Consider the following 23766-nt stretch of genomic DNA (forward strand, 5'->3'; position numbering starts at 1 on the left):
GGCAAAACTCACGCAACGGGCGTCGCTCCGCGACTGCCACATCAAACCGATAATCGGGAAAACCAAAAAAAAATGGGCTACTGCCCATCTTTTTTGTAGCGCCAAGATTTGAAATCAATAAAGGCAAATTCTGCTAACTACAAGATTATAAACGATAAATTACCTCGTCGCAATGGAAAACGAGGTAATTTCAACACGACCATCTGCCACAAAACAGGGCAAAAGCAGGTGCTCAGGCACCGCGAGAACGCCTGCGCGCCGCGATCCCCTGCCCTATGGCCTGGCCACTTCCGCGCGAGGTCGGGCCACGACGTTGCTGCCCAGCATCAGGGAAGCCCAATGCGGTCTGCATAGGGTCTGGCTGACGGCTGCGTTTTTTGCCATTGGCATTATTACCGGCGTTATTACCGGCGTTATTACCAGCATTGCCGCCCGCCTTGTTGCCGTTGGCACCGCTACCGCCACGACCTGCACCGTATTCGCCACGGCCACCTTCGCCACGTCCACTTTCACCACGCCCACTGGACATAGGGAAGCCGACTTGCTTTTGGCTAAATGGGCCAGTACCAAAACCTGGGGGTTTATTGCCAAACGGTTTGCCGGTTTTTGGTGCCGGCTTGTCGCCACCCACTTTTTCCAGTCCACTGATTTTCAGCAGGCTGCGTACTGCATCTTCTTCCAGCTCTTCCCAACGGCCACGTTTCAGATTCGCTGGCAAAGTCATGGCACCATAACGTGTACGTATCAGGCGCGACACCGTCAGACCAACTGCTTCGAACATGCGGCGGACTTCACGGTTACGGCCTTCGCCAATAATGACGCGGTACCATTTGTTGACGCCTTCGCCACCACCATCGGTAATTTTGGAGAATTGCGCCAGACCATCTTCCAGCTCGACACCTGCCAGCAAACGCTGACGCATGCCTTCTTCCAGTTCACCCAGGGTACGTACGGCGTATTCACGCTCGATACCATAACGCGGGTGCATCAGACGGTTAGCCAGATCACCAGATGTGGTGAACAGCAGCAAACCTTCGGTGTTGTAATCCAGGCGCCCTACTGCCAGCCACTTGCCCACCTTCATGGTCGGCAGGCTTTCAAATACCGAAGCACGGCCTTCAGGGTCACTATTACTGACAATCTCGCCAGCCGGTTTGTGATAAATCAGTACGCGTGGCGGTTTTTTACTGACTTTGCGCATGATGGGCTTGCCATTGATACGCACCTGGTCAGTCGGCAGAATTCTTTGGCCGATATGGGCCGGTTCACCATTCACGGATACACGGCCAGCGACGATCAGTTCTTCCATGTCGCGGCGCGAACCCAGGCCAGCTTCGGCCAATACTTTATGCAATTTAGGCGCATCATCATCCGCAGTCAGGTCACGGCGCACTGGCTTGGCACGGCCTTTAGCTTTGGCGTCATCCAGCGATGAGACATCAAACGCTTCAGACGTCACAAAAGAAAACACATCATCGGCATTATTGCCTGTCGGCCGGCCACCGCGTGCCTGCTGTTGCGGGCGCTTGGATTTGCTGGCGGCATGGGCCGCATTCTGGCGTGGGCCGCGTTCGGTCGGGCCGCGCTCGGTCGGGCCGCGTTCGGCGCGGTCACCACGCTCTGCCCTGTCGCCACGGGCCGGACGTTCGCCGCGCTCTGCGCGATCGCCACGTGGCGGACGTTCTGCACGTTCACTGCGCTCTGTCTGCTGACCTGCTTCCACAGGCACTGCCTGCTCAGCCACGGGCTGTTTGTCTTCGCCTGCTTCTGCGCTGACGGCACGCGGGGCGCGCGGCGCTCTTGGGGCGCGGGGGGCACGTGCTTTCTTTACCGGGGCCTCGCCTGAAGCTGCTTCTGCGGATGCAGGCACTTCGTCACCGGCGGCTTCTACTGCTGCCTCTGCGCCTTCGGTCTTCGGTCGGGAACGACGCATATTGCGCGGACCACGTACACCGCGCTTGGCAGGCTTCGCTTCATCGGCACCAGCCGGGCCATTATCATTTGCGCCCGCACCACTATCTGCTTGGTCAGCATTCACATCTTCAGGATTCATTGGATTCATTCTTTGGTTCTCATGGAGGCAACTGGCTGTCTGCCGCGCCTGGTAAACTATCCGGCGCTGCTACATCAGCCACCTGATCACGCAATTCTGTGACGTTTTGAGCTTCACCCCCAACATCACTCAATTCTTCGCCGGGCTCCATGACGGATGCCTCGACCACTACTTCTGCCACCTCTTGTGCAGGGGCAGCTTGCTCTACTGCTTGTTCTTGTACAACTGGACCTGATTCTGCCGCTGGTGCGGATATCGCTTCTGCCGCACTAACGACAGCATCGGTGACAACCTCCTGCGCGGCCAATGTTTGCTGGCTTTGCGCAGCATCGGCATCGGCAGCGTCATCAACAACCGCAGTTGATACCCTCTCTGATGCTGTCTCCACCTGATCAGGCACAGCTTCATCGGGTGCAAGCTTGCTTGATACCACGTCAGCGCCGGCCACCATATCGGCAACGGCGGTTTCAACGATGGCCGCTCCTGCACTATCAGCCGCGTTTTCAGCAACCGCCTCATTCACTGCGGCAAACATGCCTTCATCCAGCGCTGTCAGTTCAGGTGCCTCTTCCTCCACCGCATCTTTGGTCACTTGCTGCAAAGGCGGCAGTTGATCCAGCGACGACAGACCCAGATCATCCAGAAACTGCTTGGTCGTGGCAAACAGGGATGGACGTCCCGGCACATCACGATGGCCTATGGTTTCTATCCAGCCGCGGTCTTCCAGCGTCTTGATCATTTGCGAAGCCACGGTCACACCACGGATTTCTTCAATATCACCACGGGTAACCGGTTGCCTATAGGCAATAATAGCCAGGGTTTCCAGCGTAGCCCTTGAATACTTCGGTGGTTTTTCCGGGTTTAGCCTGTCGATATAGGCGCGCATTTCCGGCTTGCTCTGAAAGCGCCAGCCGGTAGACAGTGCCACCAGTTCTATGCCCTTATCCGACCAGTCGTTACGCAAACCTTCCAGCATCAGTTTGATGGTATCTGCGCCGACCACATCACCTTGATCGTCCGCATCCTGGAACAGCTTTTTCATGGTATTGACCGTTAGCGGCTCAGGCGCGCATAACAAGGCTGTTTCGAGGACTCGTTTTGCCTCAGCAGTATTCATGCAAATAATTACACGGGTTTAGTTGATGTTATGCAGCAAAGCAACTGAAAAAACAGCTGCTTCGACCCACACCAGTTTTGTATTAAATAAATTATGTTGCCACCAACCTGGCAGCAACGCCCTTCATGCGGGCGAGTAGGGACTGATCGGTCGCGCACTGAATCAAACGGCGCGCAATCCCTAAAATTAGTAGACACTGGATTGTAGTCCAGAAATTCACAGACAATCAAAAATATCGTCATCAAATAATAAAAAAGCCACGATGTGACGTGGCTTTTTAATGAATTCCAGATCAGCAGCGGTAAATTAGCTGCTCCCGGCAATGGCGCGATAAACCTGACGCCTGTCTGCCTGAACACTCCCACCACCAAAGAGCCAACCACAAGCCCTCTTGCAACCCCACGCCAAAACGTGAGGCGCGAGATTAACACGCATTGGAAAAATTTGCACGACAGGATTGAGATACCACTCTCACTATCGGTTGAGCCACATCAAATAAAAGTATATTTATTACAATAAATCATGCAGCCACCAATTCATATCCACTTCAACCCGGCTGGCGCGCATAACTAACCGTCAGCATTTCCCACTGATGTCCATCAGGCTCATTCCAGTAAATCATGCTGCCACCATATTCTGTATTGATTTGCCTGTCCATGGGGCCACGCACCGAACTGCGGTAGGCAATGCCCGCCGCTTGTATGCGCCCCAGTATGTCGTCAAAGTCCTGCGGGCTGACACGAAAGCAAAAGTGATATATAGGGAAGTCTTCCTCGGTATCCATAAAATCCAGGGTCAGGCTATCACTGATAAACACCGGAGCAAACGGCCCCAGAGAGGTCGGTGCCCAGGGTACGCCAAGCAATTCCGCCAGCAGTTTGGCAGAAGCCCGCTTATTCCGCGTTGGGACTATCGCATGGTCGAGTTCTATGGACATGGTATTCCTCCTTGGCAAGCCGAAGATCAAGGCACAGGAAAATCATTTCATTTTACTAATTTTTTTCCAATCGAGGGCAACTATAAAACTGCGTCCTGTAATTAAGCGGGTTAAATAAGTGCGCTAAATAAGCGGGTTAAACGCTTGCCCATGCAAAAAAACCGACGATTAATTATTCGCTTTCATAAGGTGATTTGCGAGGATCACGCTGAAAGCGATCATCTTTCACCGACAATGCGCAACGCCCCTTATCCGCACTCGATAAAATCACCAGGTCTTGCTCAAAACGCAGACTGCGCGCGCAGCCGGCATCTTCAAAACGCAGTTCACCATTAGGATTCACTTTGCCAGCGGCCTGCAAGAGCACATTGCCTGCCGGGTTAGGGCACAGATACAACAAGACCTCCACCCCATCTTGCGGATAACTTGGCGTCACATCCAGATACTTGCCACTCGCCGGGCATGTGCCGACGACATAACGTCCCATATACTTCAGGTGAGGATGACGCAAAAACTTCAAACGGCGCCCATAATCCATTTTGAGACAAGTCACATCAGACTTGCATTCAGCATCACGGGTCTTCAGCCATTCACGCTGCTCTGCCCGCAAAAAATCCTTCCAGTTTCCCGCAGGCCACAAAGCCTGCGCCGCCTTGAATGCCTGCCCCACTTCGGTATCGAGACTGGATAGGGATGGCTCAGCACAAATAGCTTTTTCAGTGGGCGTCCTTGCCTTGGCGCAATCAAAGCTGGCCGCCTGAGTGGATGAGCTGGTCACAAGGCTTACCTGCACCAGCAAGCGCGTGCAGAAAACAAGGCCGATGCGGTATCGGCAAAAATTCATGAGGCACCTCACAAAACACGATCTGGGAAACTGCCAGCATATTCAAAAATACGATAATTACAAGTGTCAAACTTGATGCGGTCCATGCATACCAGCAAGCTGGCGCAGGGAATATAAAGCGCAATTTTTGATCAAATCCTCTTAAAATGCTGGACGGCATTATCAATTTTTATAAGATCAATCATCAGCAGCAAAAAAGGAACGCGTAATAATGTGGAGCAAAAAAACTTCTGGTTTGATAGGCATGATCGTAGGCGCAATCTTATTCCTGCTAAATGTTCAGCATTTCAGTGAACAGGGCTTTGTCGCTATCGGCATGCCCATTATCCTTTTTGTTCTTGGCGTCATTTATTATCGCAAAGGTAGCAAAGAGAAACAGTAGTGCCATAGTCCACGTGCGAAGCCCCGCGCATTCGCACGCATGACGGTAGTAGTCAGCTACACCCTTGAAGAATAGTGTCACGTCGCACCAGACGAAACCTGGTTGACAAATGTGCGACGTGTCAGACATTGTTTTGAGATAGCTATTGGAATTTTGGCACTTAACATGCGTGCGACTACGTTGCACTGATCGCGCCTACGGGAAATGCTATTTCACCAGCAAAGCAAAAAGCCCTTGATCATTCCTGATCAAGGGCTTGAATACTTGGTTGCGGGGGCAGGATTTGAACCTACGACCTTCGGGTTATGAGCCCGACGAGCTGCCAGACTGCTCCACCCCGCGTCTGAAGAATGAAACTATACATTGTTTTGCTGCTCTGCGCAATCCTTTTATGGGATTCGGACTATTGCGGTAGTTGGGTGGACAGGTGTTACACTCTGAGGATTCGCCAATTTCCACTCTTTTTCTCATGAAATTCTGTTCTGAATGTGCGTCCCCAGTCGTCTTGCAAATTCCTGCTGATGACACCCGTGAACGTTTTGTCTGTCCGGCTTGCGGCACTATCCACTATCAAAACCCCAAGATGGTGGTTGGCTCTATTCCGGTATGGGAAGATGATGGCGTGACCAAGGTCTTGCTGTGCAGGCGTGCGATTGAGCCGCGCCTGGGTTTCTGGACCTTGCCTGCCGGTTTTATGGAAAACAATGAAACCACATCACAGGCTGCGCAGCGCGAAACAGACGAAGAAGCTGGTGCCCATATCAAGTTACATGAACTGTTTTCGATTCTGAACGTGCCACATGTACATCAGGTGCATCTGTTTTATCGCGCCACCCTGCTTGACCTGGATTATGCTGCAGGCGTGGAAAGCCTGGAAGTGGCGCTGTTTTCTGAAGAACAGATCCCCTGGGAAGACATCGCCTTTCCTACCACGACGCATACGTTGAAATTTTTCTTTGCCAACCTGGCGCAGGTGAAACAGGGTGGGCAATATGAGGTGCATGCGCATGATATTTTTAAGCCCATACGGCATGGCTGATCGTGGTTAATCGCGGCTAATCGTGACCGATATGCATGATTGAACCGGGCGCAGGCATAAAAATGGGCGAATTGATCGCCCATTTTTTTCGTCATCACCAACTGGTTTCGCGTTCGGCAGTGGACGAGATTTTGTGTATCGATAAATCTGCGCCTTCAAACTCTTCTTCCGGGTCCAGGCGTATGCCTATCAGTTTCTTCAGGCTGGCATAGATAACATAGCCACCGACAAAAGCAATCGCCACACCCATCAGCGTGCCCAGCAGTTGCGACATGAAGCTGACGCCACCCAGGCCGCCCAAAGACTTCATGCCAAAGATGCCGGCGGCGATACCACCCCAGGCACCACACAAACCATGCAGGGGCCAGACACCCAATACATCATCCACCTTCCATTTATTCTGGGTCCAGGTAAACATCCAGACAAAGATGGCACCGGCAATGCCACCGGTGACCAGCGCGCCCAGCGGATGCATGAGATCAGAACCGGCGCAGACCGCCACCAGGCCCGCCAGTGGGCCGTTATAGACGAAACCTGGGTCATTCTTGCCCATCAAGAATGCCACCAGGGTGCCACCAACCATGGCCATCAGGGAATTGATGGCCACCAGGCCATTCATTTTGTCCAGAGTTTGTGCGCTCATGACGTTGAAGCCGAACCAGCCTACTGTCAGTATCCATGCGCCCAACGCCAGGAAAGGGATGCTGGATGGCGGGTGGGCGGCAATGGCACCGTTTTTCATGTAGCGGCCCCGACGTGCCCCCAGCAACAAGACGGCGGGCAAGGCAACCCAGCCGCCAAAGGCGTGCACGACGACAGAACCGGCAAAGTCATGAAATTCTTCAGAAAATGCCATTTTCAGCCAGGCCTGTATGCCAAAACGCTGGTTCCAGGCGATACCTTCAAAGAAAGGGTACAAGACACCTACCAGCAAGGCTGTGGCAATCAGTTGTGGGTGAAATTTTGCCCGTTCGGCAATACCACCTGAGATAATGGCGGGTATGGCAGCGGCAAAGGTCAGCAAGAAAAAGAACTTGACCAGTTCAAAACCGTTTTTGGCAACCAGCACTTCGGCCCCGGAATAAAACTGTACGCCATAGGCAACGGTATAGCCCACAAAGAAATAGGCAATGGTGGATACGGCAAAATCAACAAGAATCTTGACCAGGGCATTGACCTGGTTTTTCTTGCGTACTGTACCTAATTCTAAAAACGCAAAACCGGCGTGCATTGCTAGAATCATGATGGCGCCCAACAAGATAAACAATGCATCGGTGCTACTATTTTGTGCGGTCATGCAAAAATTCTCCCAATAAAAGTGCAGATTTATATAAATGGCGCACCGATAAAGCAAAATACGTTCCAATTTAGTGCAAATTGATAAGTGATTGATTTAATGAAGAATTTAAGTTTGGATGAGTTAGCGGGGCATCACCCCGCACTAAAAAATGGCGTTTTTTTGGTGCATCACTATGGAATGGCAACGTGATACCCTGGCTGGAAGCAGATAGCCCCTTCCCTCACCCCAGCACGGCGCTTACAGAAAAAGACGGGGCGGCAGGCTTGCTGGCAGCCGGAGCCGATTTATCGGCCAGCCGCCTGTTGTATGCCTACAGGAATGGCATTTTCCCCTGGTTTTCTGAGGGGCAGCCGATACTGTGGTGGTCTACCGATCCACGCATGGTGTTACAAGTGCAAGACTTCAAGGTATCCGCCAGCTTGAAAAAGCGCCTGCGCCAGATCAGTAAAGATGACCGCTGGCAGCTACGCTTTGACACTGCCTTTGAACAGGTGATGCGCGCCTGTGCCGCGCCACGCAAGGACCGGGAAGGCACCTGGATTTCTGAAGACATCGTGGCCGGTTATTGTGATTTGCACAAAGCGGGTTATGCTCATTCGGCAGAGGTGTGGCTGAACGGGGAACTGGTGGGTGGGGCTTACGGCGTTTGCATAGGGCGCATGTTCTATGGTGAATCCATGTTTGCCAGGGTCACGGATGCCTCTAAAATTGCCCTGAGCCACCTGGTATTTTTCTTGCGTGAACATGACGTGAAAATGATAGACTGCCAGCAAGAGACAGGACATTTGGCATCTCTGGGCGCAAAACCGATTGCACGCAGCGAGTTTTTGCGCCGACTGGAACATGCCACTGCCCTGCCAGCCATTACCGATTGGACCATCACCAACAAGATCAGTCTGTGACCCAACTTAACGAACTACCTTTCGCCAGCATACAATTTTATGCGACAGCGCCCTACCCTTGCAGTTATCTGGAAGGCTTGCAGGCGCGCTCGCAGGTGGCAACGCCTGCACATCTGATCAATGCGGATGCGTATTCAGAACTGGTGAAGAGTGGTTTCCGGCGTAGCGGCATCTTTATCTACCGACCGCATTGCGATAACTGCCAGGCCTGCACGCCAGTGCGTATACGCGTGCAGGAATTTGAAACCAATCGCAGCCAGCGGCGCGCCTGGAAAAAACACGGCAAGCTGACGGCGCGCGTCACCAGCCTTAGTTATGCGCAAGAACACTATGAGCTCTATCAGCGCTATCAGGGCGAGCGCCATGCCGGTGGCGGCATGGACCATGACAGCCGCGACCAGTATGCCCAATTTTTACTGCAAAGCCGGGTCAATACCCGCCTGGTGGAGTTCAGGGATGAACAGCAAGTCTTGCGCATGGTCAGCATTATCGATGTGCTGACTGATGGCCTGTCATCGGTATATACCTTTTATGATCCGGACGATGTATCCGCATCTTACGGTACCTACAATGTGCTGTGGCAGATAGAGCAAACCCGGTTGTTAAAGCTGCCGTATGTGTATCTGGGTTACTGGATTGCGGCCAGCCCCAAGATGGCTTACAAAACCAATTTCCGCCCGCTGGATGCCTTGATGCAGGGACGCTGGCAGACCTTGCGCGAGGCATGACGCTGTATTGATCGTCTCGTGCAGGCCACTGCATCTTCCACGTTCGTCACCACTATTTTTTCACTTTTTCTTCCCCTCATAATTTCATGTCCGCGAAACTTCTTTATTCCCTGGTCCGCCCTGCCCTGTTTGCAATGGACCCGGAAAATGCGCATCACCTGACTTTACCCGCGCTGCAAGGTGCCAGCAAACTGGGCCTGGCTGGCATGTTTGGTCGCAAACCCGCTGATGACGCACGCACGGTCATGGGTGTGCGCTTTCCCAATCCTGTAGGCCTGGCTGCCGGTCTGGACAAAGATGGTGCCTGCATTGATGGTTTGGCAGCGCTGGGTTTTGGATCGATTGAAATTGGTACGGTGACACCGCGCGCACAAGCGGGTAACCCCAGGCCGCGCATGTTTCGCCTGCCCCAGGCAGAAGCCATCATCAACCGCATGGGTTTCAATAACGGTGGTGTGGATGCCTTTGTCAGTAACGTGCAGGCATCACGCTTTTATCAAGATAAACAAGGTGTACTGGGTTTAAACATAGGCAAGAATGCCGACACGCCGATAGAACGCGCAGCCGATGATTACCTGCATTGCCTGACCAGGGTCTACCCCTATGCCAGTTATGTGACGGTGAACATCTCTTCGCCCAACACCAAGAACCTGCGTCAGTTGCAGGGTGCCAGCGAGCTGGACGCTTTGCTGTCACAATTAAAGCAAGCCCAGTTGCGCCTGGCAGACGAGCACAAGCGTTATGTGCCGGTTGCGCTTAAAATTGCACCTGACATCGATGCAGAACAGATCAAGACCATAGCCGAAGCCCTGTTGCGCCACAAGCTCGATGGGGTCATCGCCACCAACACCACGATTACTCGTGACGCGGTGCAAGGTTTGCCACATGCAGAAGAAGCGGGTGGCCTGTCGGGCAAACCGGTGTTTGAAGCATCGAATCGCGTGATACGCGCCTTGAAGGCAGAATTAGGAAATGAATTACCCATCATCGGTGTGGGCGGGATTTTTTCTGGCGCTGATGCGGTAACAAAAATGCAGGCAGGTGCGGCACTGATTCAATTGTATTCTGGCCTGATTTACCAGGGCCCGGCGCTGGTTAAGGAATGTGCCGACACCATACGATTAAGCAAATAAGCTAAGCAAATAAGCTAAGCAAATAAACCAAGAAAATAAGTTCAGATAAAAGCAAACATGAAAAAAGTACTGTTAGGCGACAGCCAATTAAATGTCAGCACGATTTGCCTGGGCAGCATGACCTTTGGCGAACAGAATACCGAAGCACAGGCACATGAGCAGTTGGATTATGCGCTGGAACGCGGCATCAATTTTATCGATACGGCAGAAATGTATCCCGTCATGCCACGCGCCGCGACCCAGGGCAGGACAGAACAATACATCGGTACCTGGCTGAAAAAATCCGGCAAGCGCAGTGATGTCATACTGGCGACCAAAGCCGCTGGTCCTTCCCGTGGCATGAACTGGATGCGCAATGGCGAGACAGATCTCGATGAAAAAAACTTGCGGGCAGCGGTAGAAACCAGCCTGCAACGCTTGCAGACTGACTATATCGATCTGTATCAATTGCACTGGCCCAGCCGCAATGTGCCCATCTTTGGTCAAAAGCAGTTTAACCCTGAACTGGAACGCCCCTGCACTGCGATTGCCGATACCGTGGCCGCCTTGCATGCGCTGGTGAAGGAAGGCAAGATTCGCGCTTTTGGTGTGTCGAATGAGAGTGCCTGGGGTGTCAGCGAATTTGTCAAACAGGCAGACCTGCAGGGCGCACCGCGTATCGCCAGCATACAAAATGCCTACAGCCTGGTGAATCGCTCTTTTGAACAGGGCCTGGATGAAACCTGTTATCGTGAAAAAGTCGGTTTGCTGGCATACAGCCCGCTGGCCTTTGGTCAACTCAGCGCCAAATACATAGACAATGCCCAGGCCCCTGGTCGCCTGACCCTGTTTCCATCTACCTGGAGCCCACGCTACCTGCGTGCCAGCGTATTCGCTGCCAGCAAGCGCTATGCAGAACTGGCACGCGCCAACGGCCTGACACCCAGCCAGTTGGCGCTGGCCTGGTGCTATTCGCGCTGGTTCGTCGCCAGCACCATTATCGGTGCGACGAATCTGGTGCAGTTGAAAGAAAACATTGACGCCCTCGAAGTCAGTCTCAATGATGAACTGATAGCGGGAATCAACCAGATCCATGAAGAGTTTCACAATCCTGGGCAATAAATAATGCAGAGGTAAACGGTGGTCTGCCGGACAGTACGACAGGCTGTTGTCGATTGTCCGGCAAATTCGATGAATATGGCGTAGAATCAAATTGCAATTGCAACAAACGCCTATTGATCCTTTTACCGGAGAACCGAGATGTCCCAATTGCGTATCACCATCATCAAGCTTACCGTCTGCATCCTGGCCATTATGGGCTTGTTGATGGCATTTTCATACAGCGCCTTTCCTGGCGCTTCGTTGTTCAAGATGGCGTCTTTCTCTGCCACCGTCATTGTTGCTGTTCTTGCCCTGGGGTTTGTCAGTGTGTATATCACTGGCGGGTTCAAGCAATGGAGTATCAACAACGGTGCAACCGATACCGGCTGGCTTTGGTTTAACGCCGAACCACCTGGACTGGAAGCACTGAGAAACGGCGTTGATGTCACGACCCTGTCTGCCAAAGCAAAACCGGCAACTGCGCCAGACCAAACTGCCTGATCAAGCTCATGGTGGCAAAGTAAAAATGCAGGCCAGAAATTTTTCTGTGCCTACATTCTTGTTTACTTTCTTTAGCTTGCCGGGCTCATCGCAAACAGCTTATTTTTGTGCGCGTACCGGCACGGGTACATTGCACAGATCGATATAGCCTGCCGGTACCTTATACCAGTCACCTCCACGATTTCTTTGTGCTTCGACAATGGATTTGAACGTTGCGGTATCGGTGCGTACGATTTCCAGCTTGCTGCGTTCTGCTTCGGGTACGTCAGCCGCGATCTTGATGGATTTGATCGGCGTGCGCTCTTCGGCTTTTTCATAAAACCCCAGATTACCTTTACCACGCGGCAGTGTCGTCAATAATTCCATGCCCTGCATGACACGGCCGACCACGGTAATATTTCTGTCCAGCTGCCTTGGTGCATGGCCGGTGACGACATATAGCGAAGTACCATCGCCACTATTCGATTCAGCACCCCGTGCAACGCCGACGCTGGCATAGCAATGCGCGAGCCAGGCGGTGCCCGCCTTGGGATCACGCCCAGCGGGAAAGCCATTCGCATGGCCCACTTGCGGGGCGAACCCATCGACATCAGGCAAACGGGTGAAAGGCAGGCTGGATGCGTATTTGACGGTAAATTCACCAGCCAGTTGACGCTTGGCAGTTTTCACTTCCCGCTTTTCATCCGGGTCTGCCCACTGTGCGACATAGTTTTCTTGTGAACGCACGATGGCCAGGCCATCGAAATAGCCTTCACGCACCAGAGCCTTGATGTTTTGGGCGTGATTGGGTGCAAAATCCGGCGCCAGTTCAATCACGACACGACCTTTTTCCAGTTCCATATACAGGGTATTATCTGGATTCAAAGGGCGCCAGTCAGTGTTGCTGGAAGCCTTGATCAAATCCGCCATCGTCTGTTTTGATTTAAGCGGTGCTACCTTGGCAACTACAGGAGCAGCCTGGGCCAGGCCAGATACCATGAACCCGGCAAGCAGATGGGCAATCATTAATTTTCGGGCATGCGGAACAGTAAAACGTAAAGACATTGTTTGACTCCAGGTAAGATGCGGAAAATAAGGAATAAGCGCAACGTTCAGGATTTGAGACCATACGCGAAGGAAATAGTTTTGTCCATATACCAAAAATATAGCGGGAATGTGGAATCACTGACTTGAAACTGCGGCTACTGCAAGAAACAGGCGCCTGTATCGACCACTTAACAACACTGCAAATGATGAAGAATGACACTCCAGATAATGGGGACTTTGCTGCCTACCTGAAAAATTTAGATAATCCCGGCAAAACAAAAGTTCCGTCAGACCCGGTAACAAGCGGCACTCTGCCCGTCTCTCAAAATTCCTCTGTTGTGGCTATTGAGGCTATTGAGGAATCAACAGATCAGGAACTGGCTGAACTTCCGCCCATATCAGACGATGACTTGTTGCAGCAAGCCCTGGCAGTGGAAGGGAACAGCAATGAATACGATCTGGATGACAGTCTGGAAAACCTGTCGAACGACGACGGCGTGACTGCAAAGGCCGGTCCGCCGGATGAAGCAGAAACAGCGCAGGCAGCTCTGGGATTTCTTGGTGAGCATGCACTAAAATTAGCGGATCAGCCCACGCCAGAAGAACTCAATGAAATGCCACCGATTACTGATGAAGAATTGATACAACAGGCGCTGGCACATCCAGAAAATAGTGAGGACAGGTCTTCAGAATAAGCTTTGTCATCAAACAAAAAGAGTCTGCATCTGAATAAACAAAAATGAGACAAATGCAGGCTCTTTATAGGACTTAGGAAAATAGGTTCTAAGTCCTGTTTTATATCCCGAAACTATTCAACCATAGGCCAGCGACAAATGGCGGGCACGTGCCGATGCGGTGGATTTGACTTCCACACGCATGGAATTCTGCAGGGATGCGATAGAACCACCAGCACGATACTGGAAGCTGACTTGCAGAATATCGCCCTCTTTGACCGCTACCGGCTGTGCCACCGGCAAGGCCATATAATTATTCAGCCAGTCTATGGTGGAGGAAGTTTCCATCAACACCGCCAGGATATTCTTGGTGACAAAACGCAAGGCGCTGACGGTGCCTGCGCGCTCTATGGTGAAATGGCCTTCCCAGCGAATTTGCAACTCATTGTCCTGGTTGAAATCGATGATGCTATACAAGGCAGGCTGTGCCAGTTCCACAGTGTCGGCGGAAAATACACCGGCTTGCTGGAATTGAATAATGGGTGCCTGGTAACCAGAAAAATCATAGGCCTGTTGCAAGGGCTGCACCGCCATGACCACGGCTTCAGGAATGAATACAGGCAAGGGGCCGCCAAACCTGGCGGCATAACGCTTTTTAAAATTCTCGATGACTTCTACCTGTTTTTCACGCAGCATGGCCACGTGTATCATCTCGCAGATAACAACGTCGACTGGCTCTGGCGGCAGGTATTCAAATGCATCGGCATGGATGACTTCAACTTTTTCGCCATAGCGGTTCATGGCCAGCAAACGACGTGCTTCATCCACCATGTCCGGGTTGAATTCGACGCAATACACCTTGGACGCAGCCTGCGCGGCAAACCAGGACAGCACGCCAGTGCCACCACCCAGCTCCAGCACTTTGGCACCTTCAAACACCTGGCGTCGTATCGCCGCTTTGAAGTTGTCCATACGGTTTAAATCCATCAACATATTGTGATGGTACTGCAGGGGAATAAACTGACCGAGGTAGCAGCTCTCTGCCTCACGTTCGTTCAACATGGTAACTCCTTCGTTTCCTGGTTTCATGATGTGGCTGCCATCTGGGAAGTGCTGCAGGACAGTCAATTTTCGCTGGCAACAAGCAATTTTTTATATCATTTTGCGTGCGGCTTGAGAGACTGATTATCCTTGGCTTATGAAGAAGCGAATCGTGGAGTTGAACGAAGAATCGGCATCAGTTCTTGCTTATGGTAAAGATATAAGCATGCCATTTGCCGATGAATTAACTTTATGCAAAGAAGCCGCGATGTGCAAGAAGAATTGCGGAAACACGCCATCAGTTTTTCTTTGGCTTTTCGCAGCGGGCATCACGATACGCGGTAGTCAGTTGTTCCCAGCCCTCGCCGGGCGAGGTTTGGGAACAGACTACATGGGTATTCAGTTTGCTGCGCCATTTGTACCAAGCTGCCGGTTCGGCATGCATGTCGACAGGCGTCAACGTGACGGTCAACAAAATTGCCAGCAAGCACACTTTCCTTGGCATAGGCATGACCGTCACTCCTGAGATGAACTTAATGGTTGTTACACCCCGATTTTACACCCCGGCTTGCTCCCGATAGCGTGCCAGTTCATCGATCGTCAACACCACCATATCATGGGTGACTGCATATTCGATGATTTGCTCGCCCTTGGCCATGCTGCCATCGGCATTCATCAATTCACACAAGACAGCCGCGGGGGACAAGCCCGCCATCTGTGCCAGATCGACCGAACCTTCGGTATGGCCACGCCGGCTGAGGACGCCGCCGGGTGCAGCCCGCAAAGGGAAGACATGGCCGGGTCGGGCCAGATGTTCAGGTTTGGCATCAGGTGCGATGGCAGTCAGTATAGTGGTGACACGGTCAGCAGCAGACACACCCGTGGTCACGCCCTGTCTGGCCTCTATTGACACGGTAAAAGCTGTGCCATAGCGACTTTCATTATTGATGACCATGGGAGGCAGATCGAGTTGCTGCAATTTGTCGTCAGTCAGACATAAACAAACGATGCCACTGCAATCACGTATCAGCCTGGCCATGGATTCAAGCGTGATTTTTTCGGCGGCAACGATAAGGTCGGCCTCGTTTTCGCGGTCAAAGTCATCCATGAGCAAGACCGGACGACCGTTACGAAGGTCTTCCAGCGCTCTGGGCAGGCGTTGTTCAAATGGACTAAGGGAAAGCATTTCCGGTTCAGCAGAACTGGAAGAAGGATGGGTAATGATGGTATTCAACATAATGAAACGCTCCGGCAAAAGTAAATGTGCAAAAGACGTTTCAGGGAGCAAAAAACGAATAGCCAAACGCGAGCGCCCATGGTCGTGACCATAGGTGCTTTAGAACCTGCTTACGATCTTACTGCGCGTGCGCAATCGGAGTCCACGCGAGGCTCATGCGCTGCTCAAAATGCTCATGGTCTTAAGACCATTCCGCTTTTTGCGCTGCGCTTTTGTTACCCTTACCCCGCTGACGCTCGCTCGCTACAGATCGTAAACACGTTCTTACATAAGGCGCATCTTCTCTCATCCGGACTATGACCGTCGGCCCTGGAATCACACCAGATCTGCTGACCTTGCATGCAGTTTCAGCGACTTCCTGATTCTGCCTTTGACTGCAAGCGCTCGCGGGCTTGTCTGCAGGATAAGCAAGGCATGACCAGGTCATCACCAAGAAATACCTGCAAATTTACCGCCGGTGGGGAATTACACCCCGCCCTGAAGACGTACAACCTACCGAGTTATTCGGCTTGTTGATTATACGTAAAAATCGAAACCCTTACTGATAGCCGGGCTGACAACTCATTCTGCTGTCGTCATGTTTAACGCTTATCCATTCAAGAGCGTCGATCAATACAATTGTTAAAAATGTTGTCTGATTTAGCTGGCATTTCCACGTAGCAACATCTATGCTCATTCTTAAAGGCCATCGGCCTTCTTGTCCTGCAAGCGGTATATCAGGTCCATTTGCAGGCTTCAGTGTCATTCAGTCAAAAAAAACACGTCAAAAGCACAAGCTTTCTTGCTTATCCTGGCTTTTAAATCATTTATGTTCAGCTCATGAATTAAACTAAAGACAATATCAGGTCAGTGATTTTGTATATATCAAATACGTATATAAGCAAATGAATACTAAGTAGTTTGGAATAAAGCCTGAATTCATTACGATGCACCTACTTTGCGCGAGGCGATATGACTTTAACCTATATATTTTCGGGATTTGCTGTTGGCACCCTGGTCGGCTTGACCGGCGTGGGTGGCGGCTCGCTCATGACCCCCCTGCTTACCCTGCTGTTTGGCGTCTCGCCGACAGTCGCGGTAGGAACCGACCTCGCCTTTGCTTCGATCACCAAGGCCACTGGCACTTTTACCCATCGCCTGCGTGGCACGGTTGAATGGAATGTGGTCCGCCTGCTATGCTATGGTGCCCTGCCAGCAGCTGTGGTTGCCACCCTGTTTCTCAAGCATTTTGGCACGCTGGACAAGGAAATTGGTCAACTCATACGCTATTCCATCGCTGTTTCCGTGCTGCTGACCGTGGTTGCCCTGCTGTTCAAGGGCAAGATGCTGAACTGGTTGAATAATCACCCAGAAAAGCAATTGCAAGGCAAAAACCTGGCCATAGCCACGATCGCAGCTGGTGCCTTGCTGGGAACGCTGGTGACCATTTCTTCCATCGGTGCCGGTGCCATCGGCGCGACCTTGCTGGTGATGCTGTATCCACGCATGTCTGCTGCGCACATCGCCGGCACTGATATTGCCTATGCCGTGCCATTGACTGCCATTGCCGCCTTTGGACACTGGTGGCTGGGTTCGATAGACTGGGTCTTGCTGGGCAGCTTGCTGATCGGCTCTCTGCCGGGTATCACGCTGGGTTCGATGGCGGCTCGCGCCGTCCCTGAAAAATTTTTACGTGGCTTGCTGGCAACCACTTTAACTCTGGTTGCCGCCAAACTTGTCTTTTAACTGTGTTTGCAATTGCGTACTTACACACGTATTTTATGGGTAATTAAAGATGTATCGTTACGACCAGCACGATCACCAAATCATCAAAGAACGTATCGTACAATACCGCGATCAAGTAGCGCGTCGCCTTTCTAATGAATTGACAGAAGAAGAATTTCTGCCCTTGCGTTTGCAAAACGGTTTGTACAATCAGCGGCATGCCTACATGCTGCGCGTTGCCGTACCCTACGGCATGCTGTCGTCGAATCAGATGCGCAAATTTGCCCATATTGCCCGTGAATATGACCGGGGCTATGGTCACTTTACTACCCGTCAAAATATCCAGTACAACTGGATCAATCTGGAAGATTCGCCCAAGATTCTGGAAGAATTGGCTAGTGTAGAAATGCATGCTATCCAGACCTCTGGTAATTGCATGCGTAATATCACCTCGGACGAATTTGCTGGTGTTGCGGCTGACGAGGTGATAGACCCACGTCCTTATGCCGAAATTTTGCGCCAATGGACTACCTTCCACCCTGAATTCGCGTACTTACCGCGCAAGTTCAAAATCGCCATCAATGGCGCACTGGAAGATCGCGCCGCAATCGCGGTACATGACATTGGCCTGACCGTCGTACACAACGAAGCGGGCGAAGTCGGTTTCAAGGTCATGGTTGGCGGCGGCATGGGTCGCACACCCATATTGGGAAGTGTGATTCGCGAATTTCTGCCATGGCAGCATGTGATGACTTATCTCGAAGCCATCCTGCGTATTTATAATCAACACGGAAGACGTGACAATAAATACAAGGCACGCATCAAGATCCTCGTCAAGGCCATCGGTGCAGATGTGTTTGCCAGGCAGGTTGAAGAAGAATGGGCCGACATCAAAGATGGTCCTGGTACGCTGACGCATGAAGAATTGCAAAGGGTAGCCTCGTATTTCAGTACGCCTGCGTACTTGAACTTGCCAGCAAGCGACGCCACCTATGAACAGCACAAGACTGATAACAAAGCATTTTCCAACTGGATTAAACGCAATGTCAAATCACATAAAGTAGCCGGTTATGCGAGTGTGGTTTTGTCATTAAAAAAACCAGGCGTCCCGCCAGGTGATGCCACAGCAGGACAAATGGATTTTATTGCTGACCTGTCTGATCGTTATAGTTTTTCTGAGCTGCGCGTCACGCATGAGCAAAATATTGTTCTGTCGGACGTGCAGCAATCTGCCCTGTTCTCACTGTGGCAAGAAGCCAAAGCGCATGGCCTGGCGACACCTAATGTAGGTTTGCTGACCGACATGATTTGCTGCCCTGGCGGTGACTTCTGCGCGCTGGCGAATGCCAAATCCATCCCTATCGCCCTGGATATCACGGACCGGTTTAGTGATCTTGATTACTTGCATGATATTGGTGACCTGGAATTGAATATGTCCGGTTGTATCAATGCCTGCGGTCATCACCACATTGGCAATATCGGCATTCTGGGTGTGGACAAAGACGGCAGCGAGTTTTACCAGGTGTCCATCGGTGGTGCGCAAGGCAATAATGCCGCCATAGGCAAGATCATCGGCCCGTCTTTCGCAGCTGGCCAAATGCCGGAGGTGATAGACCGCATCATTCAAGTGTATGTGCGTGACCGCCTTGAAAATGAGCGCTTCATCGATACCGCACAACGCCTGGGTATCGCGCCCTTCAAGGAATTTGTGTATGCAACACCGATACGTACCAATGAACATCATGGTGAAGACGCCGGTACTGCTGTCAGCTACTGAAATTAAGAAAGTGCATCATGCGAGAAATTATTAAAGACAAAACCATCGTAGCCGACGACTGGACCGTATTGCGCCTGGATGAAAATGAAACACCGGATGCCGTCAGCGTACCGCCTGGCAAAGTCATCATCCCGCTGAAAGTGTGGTTGCTGCAACGTGAAAGCCTGTTGAGTCGCACTGACCTGGCTGTCTGGTTCAGCAGTGATGAGCAAGCAAAGGATTTGAAAGAAGATATCAGTCGCTTTAGTCTGCTGGCAGTGGATTTTCCTAAATTTTCAGATGGCCGTGGTTATTCCATCGCCTACAATTTGCGTTCACGCCTGAGTTTTAACGGCGAATTGCGCGCCATCGGCGATGTCTTGCGCGACCAGTTGTTTTACATGCAGCGCGTAGGTTTCAATGCCTTTGCCACACGTGAAGACAAGAATATCCACGACGCCATCAAGGGCCTGACTGATTTTTCTGAAAAATACCAGACTTCATGGGATGAAAAGAATCCCTTGTTCCGTCGTGCAGAGCGCAGTGGAGCAGCGGTATGAGTGATTTCCAGGAACGTCTTGCCGCTACCAAGGCTACGCTTGACAAGATTGCTGCCGACTACGCACCAGCCGTGTTTGCCTCCAGCCTGGCTGCCGAAGATATGGTATTGACTGACCTGATTTTGCGCAATAAGCTGAACATCAGCATTTTCTCGCTGGAAACCGGACGCCTGCATGCAGAAACCCTGGGCATGCTGGATAAAGTCAAGGAAACCTATGGCACCGAAATCAGGCTGTTCAAACCTGAAGCTGCCGCCGTCGAAGCCTATGTCAGCCAGCATGGTCTGAATGCGTTTTACGACAGCGTGGAGATGCGCAAGGAATGCTGCCGCATACGCAAGGTGGAACCACTGAAACGTGCCCTGGCAGGCAACAAGGCCTGGATTACCGGTCAGCGTCGCGCCCAGTCGGCCACCCGTACTGAACTTGCTATACAAGAAGATGATGCAACACATGGCCTGCAAAAATTCAATCCTTTGGCGGATTGGTCAGAAGAAGACGTTTGGCACTATCTCAGAAGCAACAATGTGCCTTACAATCCTCTGCATGACAAAGGCTATCCATCCATAGGCTGTGAACCCTGTACCCGTGCCATACAGCCGGGTGAAGATGTCAGGGCTGGTCGCTGGTGGTGGGAAAACCCGGATTCAAAAGAATGCGGCCTGCATGTAGTCGATGGCAAACTGGTCCGAATTAAACAAGCTGTCTGAGAAGAAAAATCATGAATACTGTCGTGGAAAACCATTTTATTGATGCTGCGAGTAATCGCCACCTGGATTGGCTGGAATCGGAAGCCATCCATATCATGCGTGAAGTCGCGGCTGAATGCAGCAACCCTGCCCTGCTGTTTTCCGGCGGCAAAGACTCTATCGTCTTGCTGCGCCTGGCAGAAAAGGCTTTCCGCCCGGGTAAATTCCCTTTCCCGCTGGTACATATCGATACTGGCCATAACTTTCCTGAGGTGATTGCCTTTCGCGACAAGCGCGTGGCCGAACTGGAAGAACGCCTGATCATTGGCTCGGTCGAAGAATCGATACGCCGTGGCACGGTACGCCTGCGCAACCCGGCAACTGATTCACGCAATGCGGCACAAGCGGTAACCTTGCTGGAAACTATCGCCGAGCACAAATTTGACGCCTGCATAGGTGGTGCCCGTCGCGATGAAGAAAAAGCCCGCGCCAAAGAAAGGATTTTCTCTTTCCGTGATGAATTTGGTCAATGGAACCCGAAAGCACAACGCCCTGAATTGTGGGACCTGTATAACACCCGCGTTCATGCGGGTGAAAACATGCGCGTTTTCCCTATCTCGAACTGGACCGAGCTCGACGTCTGGCAATACATCGCCCGTGAAAAACTGGAACTACCGCAGATTTATTTTGCCCATGAACGCCAGGTCATTCCGCGCAACGGCTTGCTGGTACCACTGACTGACCTGACACCGCCACGCGCCGGTGAAACGGTAGAAACCCAGATCGTGCGCTTCCGTACGGTTGGCGATATCTCTTGCACCTGCCCGGTATCGTCTGATGCGGCAACGGTGGAAGCCATCATCGCCGAAACCGCGATTACCCAGATTACCGAACGTGGTGCCACCCGCATGGATGACCAGACATCAGAAGCTTCGATGGAAAAACGTAAAAAAGAAGGATATTTCTAATGAACGCCGTAGAACAATTGACTGCCGCCGTTGGTAGAGAACGTGGCCTCTTGCGCTTCATCACGGCTGGTTCAGTGGATGATGGCAAAAGCACTTTGATTGGTCGCCTGCTGTTCGACAGCAAGGGTATTTTTGCTGACCAGCTCGATGCCATCTCGCGCGCCAAACACAAGCGCACCGTCGGCGACACCATAGACCTGTCGTTGCTGACAGATGGCCTGGAAGCTGAACGCGAACAAGGCATCACCATCGACGTCGCCTATCGCTATTTCGCCACGCCGAAGCGCAAGTTCATCATTGCCGATACACCTGGCCATGAGCAATACACACGCAACATGGTGACTGGTGCATCAACGGCAGATGCGGTGATCATCCTGATCGACGTCTCCAAGGTCAAACTGAATGATGATGGCAGTGTGGATTTGCTGACGCAAACCAAACGCCATTCCACCATTGCCCATCTGCTGCAAATAGAACACGTGATCGTTGCCGTCAACAAGATGGATCTGATCGACTATGACCAGACCGTGTATGACCGCATCGTCGCTGCCTATCAGGCATTTGCCACGCAACTGGGCCTGAAAGACATCCGTCCTATCCCATTGTCTGCACTGGCCGGTGACAATGTGGTGACAGCCAGTGACAAGCTGGCATGGTACAAAGGGCCAACCCTGATCGAACTGCTGGAGTCATTGAGTGTGTATGACGCCTGCCATGACGAGCCTTTCCGCTTCCCGGTACAACTGGTCGCACGTCACAATGGCCATGAAGCAAATGACTTCCGTGGTTATATGGGCCGCATCGAAGCAGGTAAAGTCAGCAAGGGCGACAAATTGCTGGTGCAACCTGGTGGCCAGACGGCCACCGTCAAAGACATCCTGACGCTGGATGCGTCGCTTGATACCGCAGTCGTCGGTCAGTCGGTCACCATCTTGCTGGATGAATACGTGGATATTTCGCGTGGCGACATGCTGGTAGGTGTAGATCGCCCGGCAACCCTGCTGAAAACCGTGAATGCCGATTTGTGCTGGTTGTCAGAAGATGCGCTGGATATCCGTCGCAAATACTGGTTGAAACATACCACCCGACAAATTGCTGCCAGAGTGACTGCCATCGACACCCTGCTCGACATCAATACCCAGGAACGCCGTCCCGCAGACAGCCTCAAACTGAATGATATTGCGACCGTGACGCTGAACGTTGCCCAGGCGCTGGCTGCGGATGATTACCGCAACCTGCGCTCCACCGGTGCTTTCATCCTCATCGATGAAGTGACACATCAAACCGTTGCTGCCGGCATGATACGTCTTGGATAAACTGGTGAATTCGGCAGTGAGCACAGCAGTGAATACAGCAACAGGCAAGGTGTACCTGATCGGCGCTGGCCCTGGCGCTGCAGATTTGATTACCGTACGAGGTGCCCGCCTGCTGGCCGCAGCAGACGTGGTGCTGTACGATGCCTTGGTCACGGCTGAAATGCTGGACCTGTGCCCGCAGGCAGTCAAAATCCCGGTAGGCAAACGCAGCGGGCAACGCTCTGCTGCGCAAGAGCATATCAATCAACAGATGCTGGAATCTGCCGCCAGCTATCAGTTGGTGGTGCGCCTCAAGGGCGGCGACCCGATGCTGTTCGGACGGGCCGACGAAGAACTGACAGCACTGGAATCAGCCGGTATCGCCTATGAAATCGTTCCCGGCATTACCACGGCCCTGGCCGCTGCCGCCAGTGTGCGGCAGCCACTGACCAAACGCGGCATCGCCCGCAGCGTGGCCCTGTTCACATCCAGCACGGCTCCCGGTGAAAGCGCCGACACCCGCATACCTGAATGTGACACTCTGGTACAGTATATGGGCGGCAAGGAAGCCATGTTGACTGCGCAACGTATGCTGGCAGCCAATTTTCCTGGCAATCTGCCGGTCATCATCATTGAAAATTGCAGCCGCCCGGATGAATGCAGTCAGGCCATGAGCCTGAATGACCTGGCCCATGGCTTACCCGGCAGTACCGGGCCTGTGCTGGTGATGATGGGTGAAGCAATGCGTGCGCGTAGTCGTCCGAAGTAAATCGTCCGAAGTAAATCGTCCGAAGTAAGTC

At 52.2% G+C, this 23766-nt stretch carries 24 protein-coding genes, 1 tRNA gene and 1 riboswitch; of the genes, 15 read left to right on the forward strand and 10 right to left on the reverse strand.

All coding sequences use genetic code 11. The features are described 5' to 3' along the window. Positions 1-232: 232 nt before the first annotated feature. From ACO0LM_RS16355 to ACO0LM_RS16370, 4 genes are all read right to left on the reverse strand, one after another. The gene (locus ACO0LM_RS16355; RefSeq protein WP_423038362.1) at positions 233-1933 is read right to left on the reverse strand and encodes a pseudouridine synthase; all 1701 of its coding nucleotides are present in this window, start codon (positions 1931-1933) and stop codon (positions 233-235) included. Positions 1934-2072: 139 nt separating this feature from the next. Continuing rightward, entirely contained in the window at positions 2073-3170 is a 1098-nt protein-coding gene (gene scpB, locus ACO0LM_RS16360) for an SMC-Scp complex subunit ScpB (RefSeq protein ID WP_423038325.1), read from the reverse strand. Positions 3171-3717: 547 nt separating this feature from the next. Beyond that, a complete protein-coding gene (locus tag ACO0LM_RS16365; RefSeq protein ID WP_423038326.1) occupies positions 3718-4107 on the reverse strand; it encodes a VOC family protein in 390 nt (129 codons plus the stop codon). 172 nt (positions 4108-4279) lie between these two features. Further along, positions 4280-4951, reverse strand: coding sequence for a lysozyme inhibitor LprI family protein (locus ACO0LM_RS16370; protein WP_423038327.1), 672 nt, complete (start codon positions 4949-4951; stop codon positions 4280-4282). Positions 4952-5162: 211 nt separating this feature from the next. Between ACO0LM_RS16370 and ACO0LM_RS16375 the strand changes: the two genes are divergently transcribed. Continuing rightward, positions 5163-5333 (forward strand): hypothetical protein, encoded by a 171-nt coding sequence (locus ACO0LM_RS16375; RefSeq protein WP_423038328.1) that lies wholly within the window; start codon positions 5163-5165, stop codon positions 5331-5333. A gap of 265 nt (positions 5334-5598) precedes the next feature. On the opposite strand, the gene ACO0LM_RS16380 is transcribed toward ACO0LM_RS16375, so the two are convergent. Then, positions 5599-5675: transfer RNA gene (locus ACO0LM_RS16380), tRNA-Met, on the reverse strand. A gap of 127 nt (positions 5676-5802) precedes the next feature. On the opposite strand from ACO0LM_RS16380, the gene ACO0LM_RS16385 reads away from it, so the two are divergent. Next, the gene (locus ACO0LM_RS16385; RefSeq protein ID WP_423038329.1) at positions 5803-6372 is read left to right on the forward strand and encodes an NUDIX hydrolase; all 570 of its coding nucleotides are present in this window, start codon (positions 5803-5805) and stop codon (positions 6370-6372) included. A gap of 94 nt (positions 6373-6466) precedes the next feature. On the opposite strand, the gene ACO0LM_RS16390 is transcribed toward ACO0LM_RS16385, so the two are convergent. Further along, a complete protein-coding gene (locus ACO0LM_RS16390; protein ID WP_423038330.1) occupies positions 6467-7669 on the reverse strand; it encodes an ammonium transporter in 1203 nt (400 codons plus the stop codon). Between the two features lie 188 nt (positions 7670-7857). Between ACO0LM_RS16390 and aat the strand changes: the two genes are divergently transcribed. The 5 genes from aat (at position 7858) to ACO0LM_RS16415 (ending at position 12016) form a co-directional block, all read left to right on the forward strand. Then, positions 7858-8574, forward strand: coding sequence for a leucyl/phenylalanyl-tRNA--protein transferase (gene aat, locus ACO0LM_RS16395; RefSeq protein ID WP_423038331.1), 717 nt, complete (start codon positions 7858-7860; stop codon positions 8572-8574). Continuing rightward, positions 8571-9302 carry an arginyltransferase gene (locus ACO0LM_RS16400; RefSeq protein WP_422987536.1) on the forward strand — a complete coding sequence of 244 codons (732 nt, stop codon included), beginning with the start codon at positions 8571-8573 and terminating at the stop codon, positions 9300-9302. The genes aat and ACO0LM_RS16400 overlap by 4 nt, the downstream gene beginning before the upstream one ends. 86 nt (positions 9303-9388) lie before the next feature. After that, positions 9389-10435 carry a quinone-dependent dihydroorotate dehydrogenase gene (locus ACO0LM_RS16405; RefSeq protein ID WP_423038332.1) on the forward strand — a complete coding sequence of 349 codons (1047 nt, stop codon included), beginning with the start codon at positions 9389-9391 and terminating at the stop codon, positions 10433-10435. Positions 10436-10492: 57 nt separating this feature from the next. Beyond that, complete coding sequence (locus ACO0LM_RS16410; protein WP_423038333.1) at positions 10493-11536, forward strand: aldo/keto reductase; 1044 nt, start codon at positions 10493-10495, stop codon at positions 11534-11536. A 138-nt stretch (positions 11537-11674) separates the two neighbouring features. After that, positions 11675-12016, forward strand: coding sequence for a hypothetical protein (locus ACO0LM_RS16415; protein WP_423038334.1), 342 nt, complete (start codon positions 11675-11677; stop codon positions 12014-12016). 99 nt (positions 12017-12115) lie between these two features. Here the strand turns inward: ACO0LM_RS16415 and ACO0LM_RS16420 are convergent, their stop codons facing one another. Beyond that, on the reverse strand, positions 12116-13060 hold the full coding sequence (locus tag ACO0LM_RS16420) for a peptidylprolyl isomerase (protein ID WP_423038335.1): 945 nt from the start codon (positions 13058-13060) through the stop codon (positions 12116-12118). A 125-nt stretch (positions 13061-13185) separates the two neighbouring features. Here ACO0LM_RS16420 and ACO0LM_RS16425 point away from each other — a divergent pair, with 125 nt between their 5' ends. After that, on the forward strand, positions 13186-13737 hold the full coding sequence (locus ACO0LM_RS16425; protein ID WP_423038336.1) for a hypothetical protein: 552 nt from the start codon (positions 13186-13188) through the stop codon (positions 13735-13737). A gap of 117 nt (positions 13738-13854) precedes the next feature. Here ACO0LM_RS16425 and ACO0LM_RS16430 read toward each other — a convergent pair whose 3' ends face one another. The 3 genes from ACO0LM_RS16430 to ribB form a co-directional block, all read right to left on the reverse strand. Then, positions 13855-14778 carry a methyltransferase domain-containing protein gene (locus tag ACO0LM_RS16430; protein ID WP_423038337.1) on the reverse strand — a complete coding sequence of 308 codons (924 nt, stop codon included), beginning with the start codon at positions 14776-14778 and terminating at the stop codon, positions 13855-13857. A 277-nt stretch (positions 14779-15055) separates the two neighbouring features. After that, positions 15056-15268, reverse strand: a complete 213-nt coding sequence (locus tag ACO0LM_RS16435) for a hypothetical protein (RefSeq protein ID WP_423038338.1) — start codon at positions 15266-15268, stop codon at positions 15056-15058. A gap of 45 nt (positions 15269-15313) precedes the next feature. Next, positions 15314-15943: a 3,4-dihydroxy-2-butanone-4-phosphate synthase gene (ribB, locus tag ACO0LM_RS16440; protein WP_423038363.1), complete on the reverse strand. Its 630-nt coding sequence runs from the start codon at positions 15941-15943 to the stop codon at positions 15314-15316. 324 nt (positions 15944-16267) lie between these two features. Then, a riboswitch (FMN riboswitch) is annotated at positions 16268-16483 on the reverse strand. 462 nt (positions 16484-16945) lie between these two features. On the opposite strand from ribB, the gene ACO0LM_RS16445 reads away from it, so the two are divergent. From ACO0LM_RS16445 to cobA, 7 genes are read left to right on the forward strand one after another with little or no spacing between them, the layout of a single operon-like run. Beyond that, entirely contained in the window at positions 16946-17719 is a 774-nt protein-coding gene (locus tag ACO0LM_RS16445; RefSeq protein ID WP_423038339.1) for a sulfite exporter TauE/SafE family protein, read from the forward strand. A gap of 49 nt (positions 17720-17768) precedes the next feature. Continuing rightward, a complete protein-coding gene (locus ACO0LM_RS16450; protein ID WP_423038340.1) occupies positions 17769-19475 on the forward strand; it encodes a nitrite/sulfite reductase in 1707 nt (568 codons plus the stop codon). A gap of 17 nt (positions 19476-19492) precedes the next feature. Beyond that, the gene (locus ACO0LM_RS16455; RefSeq protein ID WP_423038341.1) at positions 19493-20014 is read left to right on the forward strand and encodes a DUF934 domain-containing protein; all 522 of its coding nucleotides are present in this window, start codon (positions 19493-19495) and stop codon (positions 20012-20014) included. Beyond that, positions 20011-20724 (forward strand): phosphoadenylyl-sulfate reductase, encoded by a 714-nt coding sequence (locus ACO0LM_RS16460; protein WP_423038342.1) that lies wholly within the window; start codon positions 20011-20013, stop codon positions 20722-20724. Before ACO0LM_RS16455 ends, ACO0LM_RS16460 begins: the two co-directional genes overlap by 4 nt. Positions 20725-20735: 11 nt before the next feature. Continuing rightward, on the forward strand, positions 20736-21671 hold the full coding sequence (cysD, locus tag ACO0LM_RS16465) for a sulfate adenylyltransferase subunit CysD (protein ID WP_423038343.1): 936 nt from the start codon (positions 20736-20738) through the stop codon (positions 21669-21671). Further along, complete coding sequence (locus ACO0LM_RS16470) at positions 21671-22987, forward strand: sulfate adenylyltransferase subunit 1 (protein WP_423038344.1); 1317 nt, start codon at positions 21671-21673, stop codon at positions 22985-22987. Before cysD ends, ACO0LM_RS16470 begins: the two co-directional genes overlap by 1 nt. A 28-nt stretch (positions 22988-23015) precedes the next feature. Next, on the forward strand, positions 23016-23735 hold the full coding sequence (gene cobA, locus ACO0LM_RS16475) for a uroporphyrinogen-III C-methyltransferase (RefSeq protein WP_423038345.1): 720 nt from the start codon (positions 23016-23018) through the stop codon (positions 23733-23735). The last annotated feature ends 31 nt before the right edge of the window (positions 23736-23766 follow it).

The organism is Undibacterium sp. Di26W (assembly GCF_049340265.1).
Lineage (GTDB): Bacteria > Pseudomonadota > Gammaproteobacteria > Burkholderiales > Burkholderiaceae_D > Undibacterium.

Bases quoted from the DNA above. Each gene is read 5' to 3' on its own strand.
- ACO0LM_RS16355 (WP_423038362.1), bottom strand. From the start codon at position 1,933: ATGCGTCGTTCCCGACCGAAGACCGAAGGCGCAGAGGCAGCAGTAGAA.
- scpB (WP_423038325.1), bottom strand. From the start codon at position 3,170: ATGAATACTGCTGAGGCAAAACGAGTCCTCGAAACAGCCTTGTTATGC.
- ACO0LM_RS16365 (WP_423038326.1), bottom strand. From the start codon at position 4,107: ATGTCCATAGAACTCGACCATGCGATAGTCCCAACGCGGAATAAGCGG.
- ACO0LM_RS16370 (WP_423038327.1), bottom strand. From the start codon at position 4,951: ATGAATTTTTGCCGATACCGCATCGGCCTTGTTTTCTGCACGCGCTTG.
- ACO0LM_RS16375 (WP_423038328.1), top strand. From the start codon at position 5,163: ATGTGGAGCAAAAAAACTTCTGGTTTGATAGGCATGATCGTAGGCGCA.
- ACO0LM_RS16385 (WP_423038329.1), top strand. From the start codon at position 5,803: ATGAAATTCTGTTCTGAATGTGCGTCCCCAGTCGTCTTGCAAATTCCT.
- ACO0LM_RS16390 (WP_423038330.1), bottom strand. From the start codon at position 7,669: ATGACCGCACAAAATAGTAGCACCGATGCATTGTTTATCTTGTTGGGC.
- ACO0LM_RS16405 (WP_423038332.1), top strand. From the start codon at position 9,389: ATGTCCGCGAAACTTCTTTATTCCCTGGTCCGCCCTGCCCTGTTTGCA.
- ACO0LM_RS16410 (WP_423038333.1), top strand. From the start codon at position 10,493: ATGAAAAAAGTACTGTTAGGCGACAGCCAATTAAATGTCAGCACGATT.
- ACO0LM_RS16415 (WP_423038334.1), top strand. From the start codon at position 11,675: ATGTCCCAATTGCGTATCACCATCATCAAGCTTACCGTCTGCATCCTG.
- ACO0LM_RS16420 (WP_423038335.1), bottom strand. From the start codon at position 13,060: ATGTCTTTACGTTTTACTGTTCCGCATGCCCGAAAATTAATGATTGCC.
- ACO0LM_RS16430 (WP_423038337.1), bottom strand. From the start codon at position 14,778: ATGTTGAACGAACGTGAGGCAGAGAGCTGCTACCTCGGTCAGTTTATT.
- ACO0LM_RS16435 (WP_423038338.1), bottom strand. From the start codon at position 15,268: ATGCCTATGCCAAGGAAAGTGTGCTTGCTGGCAATTTTGTTGACCGTC.
- ribB (WP_423038363.1), bottom strand. From the start codon at position 15,943: ATGCTTTCCCTTAGTCCATTTGAACAACGCCTGCCCAGAGCGCTGGAA.
- ACO0LM_RS16445 (WP_423038339.1), top strand. From the start codon at position 16,946: ATGACTTTAACCTATATATTTTCGGGATTTGCTGTTGGCACCCTGGTC.
- ACO0LM_RS16450 (WP_423038340.1), top strand. From the start codon at position 17,769: ATGTATCGTTACGACCAGCACGATCACCAAATCATCAAAGAACGTATC.
- ACO0LM_RS16455 (WP_423038341.1), top strand. From the start codon at position 19,493: ATGCGAGAAATTATTAAAGACAAAACCATCGTAGCCGACGACTGGACC.
- ACO0LM_RS16460 (WP_423038342.1), top strand. From the start codon at position 20,011: ATGAGTGATTTCCAGGAACGTCTTGCCGCTACCAAGGCTACGCTTGAC.
- cysD (WP_423038343.1), top strand. From the start codon at position 20,736: ATGAATACTGTCGTGGAAAACCATTTTATTGATGCTGCGAGTAATCGC.
- ACO0LM_RS16470 (WP_423038344.1), top strand. From the start codon at position 21,671: ATGAACGCCGTAGAACAATTGACTGCCGCCGTTGGTAGAGAACGTGGC.